The organism is Sinomonas sp. R1AF57, assembly GCF_002224485.1.
GTDB lineage: Bacteria > Actinomycetota > Actinomycetes > Actinomycetales > Micrococcaceae > Sinomonas > Sinomonas flava.
Window position 1 is genome coordinate 138,369 of the sequence record NZ_CP022463.1, and the last position, 15,441, is coordinate 153,809.

Consider the following 15,441-nt stretch of genomic DNA (forward strand, 5'->3'; position numbering starts at 1 on the left):
CTCGCCGCGGTCTGGGGTGCTGCCGCCGTGGTGGTGCTCGGTGTCGGCTCGCTGGCCGTCCAGTCCTTCCTCTCCAGCGGCACCGGTCCGGGCCCGAGCGCGCGCCAGGGCGGGGAATCCTCGTCCTCGCCGTCGGGGACGGCAGGGAGCCCGACCACGGGTCCGACACCTGCGCCCACGGCCTCAGCGGCCAGCCCGAGCCCAAGTCCCAGTCCATCCGCCCTCCCGACGGCGGGCGGAGCACAGAGCTCCCCGGCCGCTGGAGCTGCCGGGGTGCCCGCCGAGGGTCCCGCTGCGCCCGCCCTCCCGTCCGCTGTGGCCGCCGCCCCCGCGGCATCCCCGCCGCAGGTTCCGCTCATCCCCCTTCCGCTCGTTTCCTCCCCGCCGCTCGCGCTCCGGGCTCCAGCGCCCGCTCTGGCACCCGCGCCGGCTGCAGCTCCCGCACGGGTTCAAGCTCCAGCCCCTGTTCCGGCAGCGCCAGCCCTCGTCCCCGCCCCGGCTCCGGCACCAGGTCCCGCGGCTCCCGCATCCCCGCCACCCCAGCCCTCTCCCGCCGCCTCACCCGGGAAGGGACCGGGCCAGAACTGCGCCGGCGGTGTGTCGCCCTGGGCTCCTCCCGCCTTCGCCCGGCCGCCTGCCTGCAGCGCTCCACCTTGCGATGACCGGGCAGCGTCGGGCCGTCCGCCCGTCCCGGCTCCGCCGCCATGCGCGGGACGCTGACCGACCCGCCCCTCAGGTCACATGCCCCGCTGTGCCCATCTGCCCCGCTGTGCCCAGCGCCTCCCGCACCGCCTCGCCCGAGGCCAAGTGCCTCAGCAGCCGGGAGGTGAAGCGGGCGGCTGGCGCGCCGTCGATCACGTCATGATCCAGCGTGAGCGTGATGCGGCCGATCTCGCGCTCGACGACGCGGCCGCCGTCGAGCTTCGGCTCCAGGCTGATCCCGCCGATCGTGACCGCGAGTGTCCCTGCTCCGGGGCTCAGCGCCCACCCCGCGGCGTCGGTTCCCATGCCCACATTGTTGACGCCCACGACTCCGAACCGCTTCGCCCACGGAATGCTCCGGCTGCCCCATCGCATGATCCACGGGACAGCCACTGGCGGGATCGCCTCGAGCCACCGTTGGCCCGCGATCGGTTCCGCGCTGCCGCGCTGGGCGGCACGGATCTCCTCATGCATCTCCCGGAGCGTCTTGGTATCGGCGCGACGGATCGGCAGGTAACTCACCGCAGACTGGCCCCCGACCCGGCGCTCCACGATGACCTCGACGATGATCTCATCGAGGAACACCATCGAATGTCCGCGCCTGAAGGCGTTCACCTCAGGGACCTCGGCGATGGCGCGAGCCGTACAGGCCACCACATAGGCGGTGAACGAGAGCTGCTCGCCCATGGCAGCGGCATGCTCCCGGAGGAGGGACCGCGGGACCGTCAGGTCCGCCTCGACGAGCCCGTACATCAGGTGGCGCCTGTGGGCAAGAGCCTGACCAGCCACGAGCGCCCTCCGCGCCCGTGTGAGGCGCTGCATCCGGTAGCCGGGGGAGTCTGGCATGGCCGCCTTCCGGTACGCCGGTTCGGGACCCTTCCACGCTACGCCGATTGAGCTGCGCGATAACAGCCCCGTAACGCACAGCACCCCTAGGATGGCGGGATGATCACGCTGTCCGAGGTCGGCGCCCGCATCTCCCCCGAGGCCGGGACACCTGGGAGGGCCGACTTCGGGGTGTACCTGCCCGGCATCACCTTCGACAAGGGGTACCGGGTGCGGGTGAAGGTGATCCACGAGTCGGACCAGTTCGTCCGCGGGATCGAAGCGGTGGCCGTGTGGCTCAGCTGGCTGAAGGGCTCAGACCACGACCTCTGGGCGGGAGGGCTCTCCCTCTCCGCCGCGGCCGACCAGCAGCCCGGGACCCACTTCGGTTCGCCCGGGCGGTACCTCTACAGGTACGAGCTGCTCCGCGAGCCGGGAGGGATTCCGGGACTGGGCGCCGTGCGGTTCGCCGACCCGTTCGGCAGGGACGCAGGCCTCGGCACGCTCTCCTCCTTCACGGCGCCGGCGGCTCCGCCCTTCGCCTGGACCGACGACGCCCACACCCCGCCGCCCGTGGACGAGATGGTGGTCTACGAGCTGAACGTCCGCGAGTTCAACCAGGACTTCGACGGCGTCGTGACCCAGCTCGACTACCTGCGCGGGCTCGGGGTGAACGTCCTCGAGCTCATGCCCGTGACGAATGTCGGCGAGGACGTCGAATGGGGCTACACCCCCTTGGGCTACTTCTGCCCAGACGACCGCTTCGGCGGGTCGGCCGGGCTCAAGCGGCTCGTGGACGCGTGCCACGCGAAGGGGATGGCGGTCATCCTCGACGCCGTGTATGCCCACTCGCACCCGGACTTCGCGTACAACACGGTCTACGACTCCACAGGGGAGCCCAACCCGATGATGGGCCCCTTCGCGGGAGAGTTCTTCCCGCACCGCCCCGGCAGCGACTTCACGAAGGCATTCACCGCGCAGTACTTCACGGCGCTCAACAGGTATTGGCTCGACGAGTACCACGTGGACGGCTTCCGCTACGACTACGTTCCCGGCTACTACGACGGGAACCCTGCCGGTCCCGGCTACCCCGCGCTCGTGTACGAGACCTACGAGTACTCGCGGACCCTTCCCCGGTTCCAGACCGCCTCCGGCGCCAGCTCGATCATCCAGTGCTCCGAGAACCTCGACGATCCGATCGGGATGCTCTCGCGGACCTACACGAACACGTGCTGGCAGAACCGGCTCATGGACGCCGCGCGCGGGATGGCCCGCGGCGGCTACGTCAGCGAGGACTTCGCACACCTCCTCGATCCTGGGTTTGTGGGCTACCCGGACCGCTACACCAATCCTGCCTCCGGCGAGACGTTCCCGGTCGCCCCGTTCCAGTACATCGAGACCCATGACCACCAGCGTTTCCTGAACGAGTTCGGCAGGGCCATCGCCCCGGATCTCCTCGAGCAGCCCTACGGCGACCGCACCAGGTTCTACAGGACGCAGCCCTACGCCATCGCCCTGTTCACGGGGAAAGGCATCCCCTTCCTCTTCCAGGGGCAGGAGTTCGGCGAGAACTGGGGCCTGCCCGAGGACGGGATCGGGCGGAACCTCTTCGAGCGCCCACTGCACTGGGACTACTTCTACGATCCGCCGGGCAAGGCGCTTGTGCGCCTCTACCGCATCCTGGGCTCGCTGCGGAACACGAGCCGCGCCCTCCGCGCCCGCGGGGACTTCTACTACTACTCGCGCCCGGACCACCTCAGCGCGAAGGTGCTCGCCTTCCGCCGCCATGCACCGGCCGACGGCGCCGCCCCACCGGAGGACTTCGCCGTCGCCCTCAACTTCGGCGACGCGCCCGCCACGGTCTGGCTCCCGCTGCAGGCCGCCGGCGACTGGCGCGAGCAGATCGACGGCGCGATGCTCCTGAGCCCGCTGCACGACGGCGACGAAGCCCTCGTGACCATCCCGCCGAACTACGGGCTCGTGTTCCGCCGGCTCTGACTGCTACCCCTCGGTTACTCCTCTTACTCCTCGATGACATCCGCGATGGCCCGCAGGAGCCGTGCCACCCTGGTCGCGCGATGCTCCGCGGCTCCCGCCGCCGCGGCGAGCGTCGCCTCGAGGGCCGCCACCTCGGCGTCGTCCGCGCGCTTCCCGACCGCGGTCAGCGTCCCCGCGCCGCCCCCGTTGTGCGCCGCAGCCGCCTGGACCGCCTCGCCGCTCGCGGGCACGCCGCCCGATGCCGCCGCGCCCGAGGAGGCGCTGGCGACGCCGATGGGTGCGGTGGGCGCCGAACCCTCCTCCGCCGCGAGGAAGGTGCGGCCGAAGAGTGCCTTCTCGCCGTTGATCTTGGGGTGCTGCCGGTCCCCGAATCCGTCGACGACCCGCCCCAGGAACTGCTCGTTGGTGAGCTTCCCGATCGCGTCGGCGAGCAGGGGCGAGGCCTTCGAGGTGAAGTCACCGTGCCCGGCCGTCTCGTACGCGAGCTCGGTGGGCTGGCAGGCGCTGAACAGGAGTTCCCGGTGCGGCTTCTGCTGCCCGTCCACAGGAGCGCCGGGCGACGCCGCGTCCGCAGCCCGCCCGTCCGCAGCCCGCCCGGGGCCTGCGTCGCGGGAGCCGGTCGCCGACGTATAGCCGCGGCGCGCCCGGAACGCCTCGCGGTCGGCCTCGGACAGGACGACCCTCCGCGGCAGGCGCCGCAGCGTCGTCTCCTGCTCGAGCTCGGCCTGGGAGAGGATGCGGCGCTGCCCGTCGCCCGAATGGCACGAGTCGAAGAACAGGGTCAGGGCCACCCCGTCGGGGAGCTGGTCCCAGATGAGCCCGAGGTCGTCGTCGATGATGAGTTCGCCGGTGCGGAAGTCCACGGGGCAGAGCGCCTCGTCCTCCATGTTGCCGCCCTGCCCGCTCGCCGCCTCGTCGCCGTCGAGGTCCGGCGCCGTCGTGCCGTGGCCCGCGTACTGGACCACGAGGGTGTCCCCGGGGGCGCTGGTCGACACGAGCTCGAGCATCCTCAGCAGGACCTCCGACCGGGTCGCCTGCGCGTCGGCGAGGAGGTGCACGGCGAATCCGGCCTTCTCGAGTTCGGTGGCCCAGGCCCCGGCGTCCGCGACGCAGCCCGAGAGCTGGTCGGCCGCGTCGGGGTAGGCGTTGATACCGACGCACAGTGCCTTCCGCGTCGCCGAGTGCGGCCAGGTGGGGGCGGGGACGTCGCGAGGCTGGGTCGGCCAGAGCGGCTCCACGGCGCGCGGCAGCGGGAAGGGGGTGACGTCCTTGCGGTCCACGATGCGCCGCAGGACGCTCTCCATGGTGGCAGGGTCGTCGTCGAAGGCGCCATGGCTCGTGGCGTCGCTGCTGCTGAACGGGCCCCTGTCCTCGACCGACCACACGACCTGGGCGGACGAGGGCGAGTCCGGTTCGCCGAACCAGTCGCGCAGGTCCGGGTCGCTCCGCACCGAGTCCTGCAGGCCGAGGATCGGGTCGCCGATCCTCGGCTCGAACGCGGCCCGGACCAGGTACAGGAGGCTCTTGCCATAGACGCGGACGCAGTTGTCGGCGCGTTCGCGGTCGTCGGTCATGGTGAACATCGAGAGCCTGCCGATCGACTGGTCCACCTCGTCCTTGAGCTTCTCCTTGAAGAGGTCCGTCCGGACGGCGGGCGCCAGGAAGCTCACCGTCTCGAAGCGGTCCACGCCGGCCTTCACCGCGGCGGGGATGAAGTACGAGTGGAAGATCGAGCCCGCGCTGTGTCCCACGGCGTGGACCGTGAGCGCGCCGCGGTGCTCGTTCATGAAGGACCCGAGCGCGTCGGCGAAGACCGAGGCCCCGCCGCCGGCGCTCGCGGCTTCGGCGTACTCCTTCATCTCCCCCCAGACGCGTTCGCCCTGCCCGAACCGTGCGGCGAGCTCGACGATGCGGTCCTTGAAGTCGCCGGGTCCGCGGCTGCCGCCGAGCCATCCGGCGAGGGCGTCGGCGAGGGACGTCACAAGCCCGGTCTCCCACACGAAGTAGATGGGGTAGACGCCGTTCTCCTTCCACCACGGGATGCGCGACGCTGCGGCCCGCAGCCCGGCGGCCTCCGTGACGAGTCCGCCGTGGGCGTTGACCATGAGCGGCACCGGTCCGCTGCGTCCGGCGAGGAAGGCCGGCAGATGGGTCGCGAAGATCGCCTCCACGTCCGCCGCCGTCGAGAAGTACTCGCCCTCTCCTGCCGGGCGGTCGGCCAGCTGGCCCCGCCGGAGGTTGATGACGTGCGGCTTGAGCGCGGCGAGCTCCTCGTCGCTGAGCCCGGAGCCGCGGGGTGCGCTGGGGGTGGCTGGGATCGTCATCGCGTTGTCCTTCTGCTGGGTGGAGCCTCGGGAGGGGTGGGACGGCGGTGGGGCGCACGACGGCGCCCGGCGGCTAGGGCGAGAATTCCACCGTGGCGAGGGGGTGGGCATAGGCGGTGTAGGCGAGCCACGAGGCGTCCCCCTCGGCGCGGGCCTTCTGCCGGGCGGCCTTGACCGCCTCGCAGACCGTCTTCCCGCTGCGCAGTGCGGAGTAGAACGTCTCGGCGAACGCGAGGGCGGGCCGGTCGCCGACGCTCCACATGCACCCCACGAACGCCCCTGCGCCCCCGGCGAGGAACGCCGACGCGAACGCGTCCGCACCCGTGCGGGCGCCCTGCGCGAGCCCGCACGCGTTGAGCACCACGACGGGCCCCGGCTCGGCCGTCGGGTCCGGCCGGCGCCGGGGGAAGTCCGCTGTGAGCGAGGACGCGGAATAGGCCGGAAGCGCGGCCGCCCCCGCCTCCGCGACCGCGGCGAGGAGCAGCCGCTGCCCCTCGGCGTCGGACGCCCCGTGCCCGCCGAAGTGGAGGAGGTCGAACCCGCCGGCGCGCAGGAGCGACGAGAGGGAGGCAGCGTCGCCGGGCTCGATGGCGCTGGCACCGAGCGTGGAGAGGAACTCCGCCTCCCTGGCCGTCTGGGTGAGGGCGAGCTCGCCCGTGTAGGAGGGGCACAGGTAGCGGCAGCGGCCTGCGCGGGCGCGGAGGCGGTGCGGGTGGACCACGCTGTACGCCCACCGGCCGAGGCCCGTCTCCCCGAGGTAGCGCGGTGCCGAGGGCTCCCCGAGCTGTGCGAGCTCCCAGGGCACCGAGGCCTCGGTGCTCAGCAGCGCCAGCCCGTCGATCTGCTCCCAGGCCCCCGTCAGGTCTGCGACCAGGTCCGCCGGAAGCAGCGCGTCGGCGAGCTCGGTTCCGAGCTGGGCGAGCCGGGACGCGAAGCCGTCGGCGCTACCGGCATCCCTCCAGGACTCGTCGATGCGCGCGAAGAGCGCGTCGAGGAAGGCGGCCTTGGACATCGCGGGTGCGCTCTCGTAGTGCCTCGGGAGCCCGTCGCCCAGCTCGAGGTCGAACTCGAACCTCCATGAGTCGCCGAAGACGTCCTCGTCGATCCGCAGCACCGGCGTTCCCGCCATCCTCGGGTCGGGAGCGGTGGTCCAGGCATCGGCCTCCGCGGGCGGCGGGTCGGCGGGAGGCGCAGCGGTCACCTCGACGACGAGGGTCACCTCGGCGAGCGAGTACACCGAGGTCCCCTGCTTGACCACCACCGTCGCCTCGGCTGGCCCGGGCCCACCGGCGATGACCTCGAAGGCGCGTTCGACGACCTCGGCCTCCTCGGGGAAGGGGACGTCGTCGAACCGGTCCGGCGTGCCGGGGACCACCTGGAGGTTCCGCCGGTGCAGCTTGAGCCGCAGCGGCTCGCCCGGAACGGCCGCGAGCAGCGGCCGCACGGCATGGGCGCTGTCCGAAAGCGCCGTGAGCTCGGTGCGGGAGATCCGCACCGTGACCGTCGCCCGCGCCTCTGGCCGGAGCACCGACGGCATGTCGGCTGCGACCCACGCCGGCACGTGCGGCGGCGAGGCGGAACGGGTGCGTGGGAGCGTCGCCACCTCCGGCGACGGGCGGGTGGCGCCGTTCGGGGGAGGGATCACCGCGGCGCCGTCGGGGAGCGGCGCGGGGGCGGCGGGGAGAGGGGCCATCCGTTCAGGCGCAGGGGCCTCGGCGAGCACCTCGGGCCGGATGGCCAGCAGCAGGAGCCGCGTGCCGCCGTCGTGCTTCCCGAGGCGGATCCGGAACACGCCCACGGCCGGCTCCCCGAAGCCATGGTCGATCTGGGCACTGACGAGCTCCGGCGTTCCGCCGGGCCGCAGCACCACGAGCACGAGCGAGCTGTCGGGGAACGGCGCGGCAACCGTGGCGCTGCCGGGACCGGGGGCCGCGGGGGAGAGGAGGACGAAGGCCTCGGCGAGACGGACGGGGACGTCCGGGAAGAGGTCGAGCACCTCGGGCGGGAGGGGTTCCGGCGGGATGCGCTCCACGCGCCACCCGCCGGACGCCGACGCATCCGCCAGAGGCTCAGCTGGGCCGGTAACCACGGCAGTTCCTCCTCGCACTGCTCGATCAGCCCCCAGCAGGCTGCCGAAAAGTATCGGCAGCGCCATGCTGACACAGGCGGAGGCCACCCGGAAAGGGGCGGAACGCCCGCGGTGCACGATGCGCGCGCCTCGCCCCTGCTGCCGCCGATTTCCGCGCACCTGCCGTACTAAGGTAGAGCCGTAAGCGTCCTCACACGGGACGGCTGCCATTCACTGCCGCGACGGCTGCTGCCGCCCGGCGAGCGAGGGAGGCGCGGTGAGCCAGGAGCCAGAAGTCCGGTACGGCATGGTGCACGGCGCAAGCGCGGAGGTCCCGCTTCCGGTGGGGGCCTCAGGACGCACCGTGATCCACGAGGCGGCCGTCGCCAAGGTCGCGGCCGCCGCCGCCCGGGACGTTCCCGGCGTCCACTCACTCGGCACCGCTCCCTCGCGGGCCCTCGGGGCCATTCGGGATGCCGTCGGCCAGACCGACCATGTCTCCGGCGTCCGCGCCGAGGTGGGCCAGACCCAGGCGGCCGTCGACGTCACGCTTGTCGCGGCCTACGGCGTGCCGCTGCAGTCGCTCGCCGACAGGGTGAGGGCTGCGGTGTACCGGGCCGTCGAGGAGCTCACGGGCCTCGCGGTCATCGAAGTCAACGTCGAGATCGCGGACGTCTTCATCGGAGAGCCGAGGGTGGGCACCAAGCCTTCCGGAATCGAGGTGCAGTGAACCTGGTCGTGGTCGGCATGGGCTTCGGGGCGTTCCTCGCCTACATGTCCTTCCAGTTCGGCGTGGGGGGCTTCCTCGGGTCGCTCGTGTTCCTCGTCGTCGGCGCGGTCCTCGGGCGCGCCGCCGAGGGAAGGGTCGACCTCCGCCGGGTGTGGGAGGCGCTGACCGGGCGGCGATCCTCCTCGTGAGCATGGAAGCCTCGCCCGGCGCCCCTCAGCCAGGAGTGCCGGCCCCGCCCGCCCATCCGCCGGCTTCGCCTCCGCTCGCCGGCCACAACCGCGTGAGCACCCAGGCCCTGACCCGGCTCGCCCAGGCAGCCGCCGGGGCCGCGCTCGGCGTGGAGCCCGCCGATGTGCGGGCCGACTGGTCGGACGACGCCGGCCTCCTCGCCCTCCGCATCGTCGCCCCCATCGCCATCCCGCACCTTGCGCTGGTCGACGGGCCCGAGGACCTTCTCCCGTGGGGCGGCAGCGTGTGGGAGCGTGCGGCCCGGGCGAAGGGACGGATCCTCGAGTCGGTGACGTCGCTGAGCGGGGCGATGCTGAGCCGCGTCGACATCCGCATCTCCGGCGTCCGTGTGGGCAGCCCAGTCCTGCTCGAGGCGGCCGGCCATGGCTGACCATCGCACGCTCGAGAAGCGCGAGGCGCCCCACGGGCTCGACCGCGCGGTCCAGCGCGAGGTGACCTCGTCGAGGGCGTACCTGGTGGGGCTCGTCGCGCTCGCGGTCACGGCGCTGTGCGCGTACCTCCTCCTCGAGACGACGCTCCAGGCCCTCGGCCAGCACGAGTGGCTCATCAACCCCGAGGCGGCCGCCCGTGCAGTCGCGGCCCTTCCCGGCGGCACGAACCACGCCCTCCTCGGTCTCTTCGGCGCGGTCGTGGCCATGGCCGGTCTGGCCCTCGTCATCCTTGCCGTCCGCCCCGGACGGCGGGGACGGCGCGAGCTGTCGGGCGGCCGCATCGCCGTTGTGGTGGACGACGAGGTCCTCGCCTCCGCGCTTGCGCGCCGGGCCCGCGCCGCCGCGGTCGTGCGGCCGGAGCAGGTGACCGTGGTGGTTTCCGCGGGGGAGGCCGTGGTCAACGTCCGGCCCACCTCCGGGATCCCCGTACGGGCCGAGGACGTCCTCGCCGCCACCGAGGACGAGCTCGGCCGGCTGGGGCCACGGCCGTACCTGCAGCTCCGGGTCCGCGTCGAGGGGACGGGGGTGGTCGGCGCATGAACGGCACGCCGCGGACACTCAACCGTGTGCTCATCGCGGTCTTCGGGCTTCTGGTCTTCGCGGCGGGGGCCCTGATGCTGCTGCTCGCCGCGGTGCCGGCCTTCGCGCAGTGGTGGCAGTCCTGGGCCCCGGACGCCGCCGTGCGGGCGGGCGCGGCGTTCGAGGCCACGCACTTCCCGGGCACGCGGGTGTCGTGGCTCTGGCTCATCGCCGCGGCGCTGGCAGTCCTCGTCGTGCTGCTCATGGTCTGGTGGATTTCGCAGCAGGGGACCGGGCGCCGTGACCTGATTGCCGCCACGGCGCCCGACGGCGGCACAGGCCCGGGCGGGCAGCTCGCCGAGGGTGAGGTGCCCGGCATGGTGGGCATCGCCGCCGCTGCCGTCGACCAGGCCCTGCGCGGCGTCCTCGCCGAGCGCAAGGACGTGCTCAGCACGGCCGTCGCGGCAGTCGAGTTCGAGGGGCGGACGGCGCTGCGCATCCGCACAGTGGCCCGGCAGGGCGCGGACCCCGGCGCCATTGCCGCGGAGGTCGAGCAGATCGTACAGCGCCTGGACCTCGTGATCGGAACCGCCGTCCCGGTGCTCCTCCACATCACCTCCGGCGCGCGCGCCCGCTTCAGCCGCGCCGAACGCGTCCGGTGAGCGGCCCGAACGCCGAGAAGGCGAAGGACCTCGCTGGAGAGGCGGCCGAGAAGGCCAAGGAGTTCGCCGAGGATGCGGTCGAGAACGTCCGGGACCTGGCGTCCGACGCCGCCCAGAGCGTCCGGGAACTCGCTGCCGACATCGCTCGGAACGTGAAGGGGCGCAAGGCCGAATAGGCTCTCGTGAGGGGATGGTCACAGAGAGGACACGAAATGCGTAAGCGCTTGCACTGCTGTGTTGCCGTTGCCTAGTGTGAGGTCCACCACAACACCCTTTTGGGGCGCCGCAAGGGCTGCCTCACAGACACGGGAGTCGAGCATGAGAAACCGCAAGTTCTCGAGGTATGCCCCTCCGTTGGCCGTCGCAGGCGTTTTGGCGCTGGCCCTCTCCGCCTGTGGCGGCGGAGGCGGCGGTGGAACCTCCGGCGGAGGGCAGAGCAGTGGCGGCCTGAGTGGCGACGCCGCGAACAACCTCGACGGGCGCGGACCCATCACCTACGTCCAGGGCAAGGACAACTCGAATGTCGTCCGTCCGCTCGTCGACAAGTGGAACGCAGCCCACCCGAACGAGAAGGTCACCTTCAAGGAGCAGTCGGACCAAGCCGACCAGCAGCACGACGATCTCGTGCAGCACTTCCAGGCCAAGGACGCGAACTACGACGTCGTCGATGTCGACGTCGTCTGGACCGCCGAGTTCGCCGCGAAGGGCTGGCTCCAGCCGCTCAAGGACAAGACGACGATCGACACCTCGGCCATGCTCCCGGCGACCGTCAAGACGGCCACCTACGGCGGCACCCTGTACGCCGCGCCGCAGACTTCCGACGGCGGCCTCCTGTACTACCGCAAGGACCTCGTGCCCAACCCGCCCAAGACGTGGGACGAGATGATGGGCATGTGCTCGATCGCGAAGCAGAACAACATCGGCTGCTACGCGGGCCAGTTCCAGAAGTACGAGGGCCTGACAGTCAACGCGTCTGAGGCGATCAACTCGTTCGGCGGCAAGATCGTCGACGACCAGGGCAAGGCCGCGGTCAACTCCCCGGAGGCAAAGACCGGTCTGGGCAAGCTCGTCGACGCCTTCAAGAGCGGGAACATCCCGCAGGAGGCCATCACCTACCAGGAGGAGCAGGGCCGGACGGCGTTCCAGGACGGCAAGCTCATGTTCCTGCGCAACTGGCCGTACGTCTACAACATCGTGAACAAGACCGATGGCTCCTCCAAGGTCGCCGACAAGTTCGGCATCGCCCCGCTTCCGGGCAAGGACGGGCCGGGTGCGTCGTCGCTCGGCGGCCACAACATCGCGATGAGCGTCTACTCGAAGAACAAGGCGACCGCCCTCGACTTCATGAAGTTCATGACGAGCGAGGAGACGGAGAAGTTCTACGCGACGCAGGGCTCGCTGGCGCCGGTGCTCGGGAGCCTGTACACGGACAAGGACCTAACGGCCAAGCTCGCGTACCTGCCGGTGCTCAAGACGTCGATCGAGAACGCTGTGCCGCGTCCGGTCTCGCCGTACTATCCGGCAGTGACCAAGGCGGTGCAGGACAACGCCTACTCCGCCCTCAAGGGGGAGAAGTCGGTCGACCAAGCGCTGTCCGACATGCAGTCGGCCATCGACGCGGCGGCCAAGTAGCCAGGTTCTGAGCAGGCGGCCCGTTAGTCGGAACCGACGCCCGGGCCGCCGGCCCCCTGAACAGGAGACATCCCATGTCCACGAAACTCCCGGAGCGCACCGAGACGAAGGCCGCCGAGGCCCGCCACATGCCCGGTCGCGAGAGCGCCGACAGGAAGCAGGTGACGCAGGGCCGCTGGGCTTACACCCTGCTGACGCCGACCCTCATCCTGCTCGCAGTCGTCATCATCTACCCGGTGGTGAACGCCATCATCATGTCCTTCCAGAAGGACGCAGGCCTCAACCCGGCCACCGGGTTCTTCGAGGAGGGCGGCCCCGCCGGATTCGACAACTACGCGCACTGGCTCTTCCAGCAGTGCAATGGCTCCGCGTGCCCCCCGGGGACCCTCGGCGCCCAGTTCTGGAACTCCTTCGGCACCACCTTCTTCTTCACGGTCGTCACCGTGGCCTTCGAGACGGTGCTGGGGTTCTGGATGGCGGTCATCATGGCGCGGTCGTTCCGCGGACGCAGCGCCGTGCGTGCTGCGGTCCTGGTGCCGTGGGCCATCCCCACCGCCGTGACGGCGAAGCTGTGGTTCTTCATCTTCGCGTTCGACGGGATCGCCAACAAACTGTTCGGCACCCAGATCCTCTGGACGGGCTCGGAATGGCCGGCCAAGTGGGCCATCATCATCGCCGACGTCTGGAAGACCACCCCCTTCATGGCGCTCCTGATCCTCGCGGGCCTGCAGCTGATCCCAGACGAGGTCTACGAGGCTGCGAAGGTCGACGGCGCCTCCTCGTGGCAGCGCTTCACTCAGATCACGCTTCCGCTCGTGAAGCCCGCTCTCATGGTCGCCGTCCTGTTCCGCGTCCTCGACGCACTGCGTATGTTCGACCTTCCCTACATCATGACCCAGGGCGGCAACAACACCTCGACGCTCTCGATCCTTGTGGTCGACCAGATCCGCCAAGGCTTCAACGCGGCTGCTGCGCTCTCCACGATCACGTTCCTCGTGATCTTCATCGTGGCCTTCATCTTCGTCCGCTTCCTCGGCGCCAACGCCGTCGGCGCGGCGACATCCTCGGGGAGGAAGTGACATGGCAGCGACAGCAACCCTGCCTCGCACCGCAGCAGTCCCGGAGCGCCGCAAGCGCTTCGACTGGGCCGCGCTCCGTACGTACATCTCTGCCGCGGTCATCCTCATCTGGTGCCTCGCCCCGGCCTACTGGATGATCGTCACCGCATTCCGCGACACGGCGTTCACGTTCGACCCGACGTTCTTCTTCACGCACGTCACGTGGGACAACTTCGGGACGGTGTTCGACGAGAACCTCGGCAACCACTTCGGCCGCAACCTGCTGAACAGCCTCATCGTCGCAGGCGTCACGACCATCGTCGCCCTCGTGGTCGGCGTCTTCGCCGCCTACGCCTTGGCGCGGCTGAACTTCCGGTTCAAGTTCGCGGTCATGGGCTTCGTCCTCGGCGCGTCGATGTTCCCCGGCGTCGCGCTCGTGACGCCGCTGTTCCAGCTGTTCACGAACATCGGGTGGATGGGCACCTACCAGGCCCTGATCATCCCCAACATCTCGTTCGTCCTGCCGCTTACGGTCTACACGCTCACCTCGTTCTTCCGCGAGATGCCGTGGGAGCTCGAGGAGTCGGCCCGGATCGACGGATGCACCCAGGGGCAGGCGTTCCGGAAGGTCATCCTGCCGCTGGCCGCGCCGGCGACGTTCACGACCGCGATCCTCGCCTTCATCTCGGCGTGGAACGAGTTCCTCATCGCGAGCCAGCTCTCCTCGGATTCCACCCGCACGGTCACGGTCGCGATCGCATACTTCGCCGGCGCCCAGCCGCATCAGGAGCCGTACACGGCGGTCATGGCTGCCGGCACGATCGTGACCGTGCCGCTCGTGATCCTCGTGCTGGTGTTCCAGCGCAAGATCGTTGCCGGCCTCACCGCCGGCGCGGTGAAGTGACGCCGGCGCAGGCGCCCGATCCGTATTCGGTGGGAGGGGCGGCCTACCGCCGCTCCTCCCGCCATCGGAAGGCTGTCGTCGAGCAGTTCGAGATCTTCATGGGCTTCCTGGGCTTCTGGGGGGTCGTGCTGCTCGGGGTGACCGCGTGGCTTGAGATCACGGGCCAGTTCGCGTTGGGCTGGGCCCTCGGGCTGCTCGCTGTCGTCCTCGCGATGGCCGGTCTCTGGGCATTGCGGCGGAAGGTGCTCCGCGGGGCCACCAACGACAACGAGGAATGAGGTTCCGCCGGTTCAGCGGATGCCTCCCGGGAGAGGGCAATGGTAGGCATCGAAGAAGTCGCGGCAGCGGCGGGGGTCTCGACGGCCACGGTCTCGCGGGCCATCCGCGGACTGCCGCGGGTGTCTCCCAAGACGCGGGCGAAGATCCTCGCCACGGCCAAGGAACTCGGCTATGTCCCGTCGTCGGCTGCGTCGCGGCTGGCGACGGGCAAGACGCGCACGATCGGTGTGCTTGCCCCGTACGTCGACCGGTGGTTCTTCGGGAAGGCGATTGCGGGGGTCGACCAGGAGCTGCATGGGCGAGGCTACAACCTGTCCCTCTTCAATCTCGGCGGTCGTACCGCGCCGCGTGAGCGGCTCTTCAGCCGCTCGATGGTCCACAAGCAGATCGACGCGCTCCTGCTCCTGTGCATGTTCCTCCACCCGGAGGAGATCGACGACCTGCATGCGATCGACATCCCGCTCGTAGTCGTGGGGGGACCGGTCCCGGGGTGTCCCAATGTGGGGATCGACGACTACTTGGCCGCGCGCTCCATCACCGAGCACCTCATCGACCTCGGGCACCGGCACATCGCGCTCCTCCACGGACAGGACGACTCCGACCTGAATTTCTCGGTGCCGAAGATCCGGGTCGAGGGCTTCCACGACGCCGTCCAGGCCGCGGGCCTCGAGCTCCACCCCGATGCTTCCCTGTTCGGGAACTTCACGGTGCAGAGCGGTGTCGAGGCGATGCGGCGCTTCATGGACCTCCCGGAGCCGCGGCCCACGGCGATCGTGTGCGCCTCGGACGAAATGGCCCTTGGCGTGCTCTTCGAGGCGGCCCGGCAGGGGGTGCGGGTGCCGCAGGACCTCTCCGTGGTCGGCATCGACGGCCACGAGATGGGCGAGTGCGCCGGGCTCACCACCGTGTGGCAGGACCCGACGGCCCAGGCGCGCCGGGGGACCCAGATGCTCATGGGGGAGCTCGGGGGCGATTCCGGGGCCGTGCGCAGCGAACTGGCCGAGCAGCGGCTCATCGTCCGCGAGACCACCGCACCGCCCCGTCTGGCATAGCAGAGACT

At 70.8% G+C, this 15,441-nt stretch carries 15 protein-coding genes; 12 read left to right on the plus strand and 3 right to left on the minus strand.

From position 1 onward, the window contains the following. Positions 1-732: 732 nt before the first annotated feature. Positions 733-1,548 carry a 2-oxo acid dehydrogenase subunit E2 gene (locus tag CGQ25_RS00710; RefSeq protein ID WP_208711354.1) on the minus strand — a complete coding sequence of 272 codons (816 nt, stop codon included), beginning with the start codon at positions 1,546-1,548 and terminating at the stop codon, positions 733-735. A 99-nt stretch (positions 1,549-1,647) separates the two neighbouring features. On the opposite strand from CGQ25_RS00710, the gene CGQ25_RS00715 reads away from it, so the two are divergent. Further along, positions 1,648-3,525 carry an alpha-amylase family glycosyl hydrolase gene (locus CGQ25_RS00715; RefSeq protein ID WP_208711355.1) on the plus strand — a complete coding sequence of 626 codons (1,878 nt, stop codon included), beginning with the start codon at positions 1,648-1,650 and terminating at the stop codon, positions 3,523-3,525. A 23-nt stretch (positions 3,526-3,548) separates the two neighbouring features. On the opposite strand, the gene CGQ25_RS00720 is transcribed toward CGQ25_RS00715, so the two are convergent. Next, a complete protein-coding gene (locus tag CGQ25_RS00720) occupies positions 3,549-5,849 on the minus strand; it encodes a caspase family protein (RefSeq protein ID WP_208711356.1) in 2,301 nt (766 codons plus the stop codon). A gap of 73 nt (positions 5,850-5,922) precedes the next feature. After that, positions 5,923-7,938 (minus strand): CHAT domain-containing protein, encoded by a 2,016-nt coding sequence (locus CGQ25_RS00725; protein ID WP_208711357.1) that lies wholly within the window; start codon positions 7,936-7,938, stop codon positions 5,923-5,925. 286 nt (positions 7,939-8,224) lie between these two features. Between CGQ25_RS00725 and CGQ25_RS00730 the strand changes: the two genes are divergently transcribed. From CGQ25_RS00730 to CGQ25_RS00780, 11 genes are all read left to right on the plus strand, one after another. Continuing rightward, entirely contained in the window at positions 8,225-8,647 is a 423-nt protein-coding gene (locus tag CGQ25_RS00730; protein WP_208712787.1) for an Asp23/Gls24 family envelope stress response protein, read from the plus strand. After that, positions 8,644-8,835, plus strand: coding sequence for a hypothetical protein (locus CGQ25_RS00735; protein WP_208711358.1), 192 nt, complete (start codon positions 8,644-8,646; stop codon positions 8,833-8,835). Before CGQ25_RS00730 ends, CGQ25_RS00735 begins: the two co-directional genes overlap by 4 nt. Positions 8,836-8,927: 92 nt before the next feature. Beyond that, positions 8,928-9,266, plus strand: a complete 339-nt coding sequence (locus tag CGQ25_RS00740) for a hypothetical protein (RefSeq protein ID WP_255405479.1) — start codon at positions 8,928-8,930, stop codon at positions 9,264-9,266. Beyond that, positions 9,259-9,867 (plus strand): DUF6286 domain-containing protein, encoded by a 609-nt coding sequence (locus CGQ25_RS00745; RefSeq protein ID WP_208711359.1) that lies wholly within the window; start codon positions 9,259-9,261, stop codon positions 9,865-9,867. Before CGQ25_RS00740 ends, CGQ25_RS00745 begins: the two co-directional genes overlap by 8 nt. Next, entirely contained in the window at positions 9,864-10,508 is a 645-nt protein-coding gene (locus CGQ25_RS00750) for a hypothetical protein (protein ID WP_208711360.1), read from the plus strand. Before CGQ25_RS00745 ends, CGQ25_RS00750 begins: the two co-directional genes overlap by 4 nt. Beyond that, a complete protein-coding gene (locus CGQ25_RS00755) occupies positions 10,505-10,684 on the plus strand; it encodes a hypothetical protein (protein WP_208711361.1) in 180 nt (59 codons plus the stop codon). Before CGQ25_RS00750 ends, CGQ25_RS00755 begins: the two co-directional genes overlap by 4 nt. Before the next feature lie 142 nt (positions 10,685-10,826). Beyond that, entirely contained in the window at positions 10,827-12,140 is a 1,314-nt protein-coding gene (locus CGQ25_RS00760) for an ABC transporter substrate-binding protein (protein ID WP_208711362.1), read from the plus strand. A gap of 74 nt (positions 12,141-12,214) precedes the next feature. Further along, positions 12,215-13,219, plus strand: coding sequence for a carbohydrate ABC transporter permease (locus CGQ25_RS00765; RefSeq protein WP_208711363.1), 1,005 nt, complete (start codon positions 12,215-12,217; stop codon positions 13,217-13,219). Between the two features lies 1 nt (position 13,220). Next, complete coding sequence (locus CGQ25_RS00770) at positions 13,221-14,102, plus strand: carbohydrate ABC transporter permease (RefSeq protein WP_208711364.1); 882 nt, start codon at positions 13,221-13,223, stop codon at positions 14,100-14,102. Continuing rightward, positions 14,099-14,380, plus strand: a complete 282-nt coding sequence (locus CGQ25_RS00775) for a hypothetical protein (RefSeq protein WP_369802261.1) — start codon at positions 14,099-14,101, stop codon at positions 14,378-14,380. Before CGQ25_RS00770 ends, CGQ25_RS00775 begins: the two co-directional genes overlap by 4 nt. 39 nt (positions 14,381-14,419) lie before the next feature. Next, positions 14,420-15,433 (plus strand): LacI family DNA-binding transcriptional regulator, encoded by a 1,014-nt coding sequence (locus tag CGQ25_RS00780; RefSeq protein ID WP_208711365.1) that lies wholly within the window; start codon positions 14,420-14,422, stop codon positions 15,431-15,433. The last annotated feature ends 8 nt before the right edge of the window (positions 15,434-15,441 follow it).

What these genes read in the sequence shown, in the direction of transcription:
- CGQ25_RS00715 (WP_208711355.1), top strand. Translation starts at nt 1,648, where the DNA reads ATGATCACGCTGTCCGAGGTCGGCGCCCGCATCTCCCCCGAGGCCGGG.
- CGQ25_RS00750 (WP_208711360.1), top strand. Translation starts at nt 9,864, where the DNA reads ATGAACGGCACGCCGCGGACACTCAACCGTGTGCTCATCGCGGTCTTC.
- CGQ25_RS00710 (WP_208711354.1), bottom strand. Translation starts at nt 1,548, where the DNA reads ATGCCAGACTCCCCCGGCTACCGGATGCAGCGCCTCACACGGGCGCGG.
- CGQ25_RS00720 (WP_208711356.1), bottom strand. Translation starts at nt 5,849, where the DNA reads ATGACGATCCCAGCCACCCCCAGCGCACCCCGCGGCTCCGGGCTCAGC.
- CGQ25_RS00745 (WP_208711359.1), top strand. Translation starts at nt 9,259, where the DNA reads ATGGCTGACCATCGCACGCTCGAGAAGCGCGAGGCGCCCCACGGGCTC.
- CGQ25_RS00760 (WP_208711362.1), top strand. Translation starts at nt 10,827, where the DNA reads ATGAGAAACCGCAAGTTCTCGAGGTATGCCCCTCCGTTGGCCGTCGCA.
- CGQ25_RS00765 (WP_208711363.1), top strand. Translation starts at nt 12,215, where the DNA reads ATGTCCACGAAACTCCCGGAGCGCACCGAGACGAAGGCCGCCGAGGCC.
- CGQ25_RS00730 (WP_208712787.1), top strand. Translation starts at nt 8,225, where the DNA reads ATGGTGCACGGCGCAAGCGCGGAGGTCCCGCTTCCGGTGGGGGCCTCA.
- CGQ25_RS00780 (WP_208711365.1), top strand. Translation starts at nt 14,420, where the DNA reads ATGGTAGGCATCGAAGAAGTCGCGGCAGCGGCGGGGGTCTCGACGGCC.
- CGQ25_RS00770 (WP_208711364.1), top strand. Translation starts at nt 13,221, where the DNA reads ATGGCAGCGACAGCAACCCTGCCTCGCACCGCAGCAGTCCCGGAGCGC.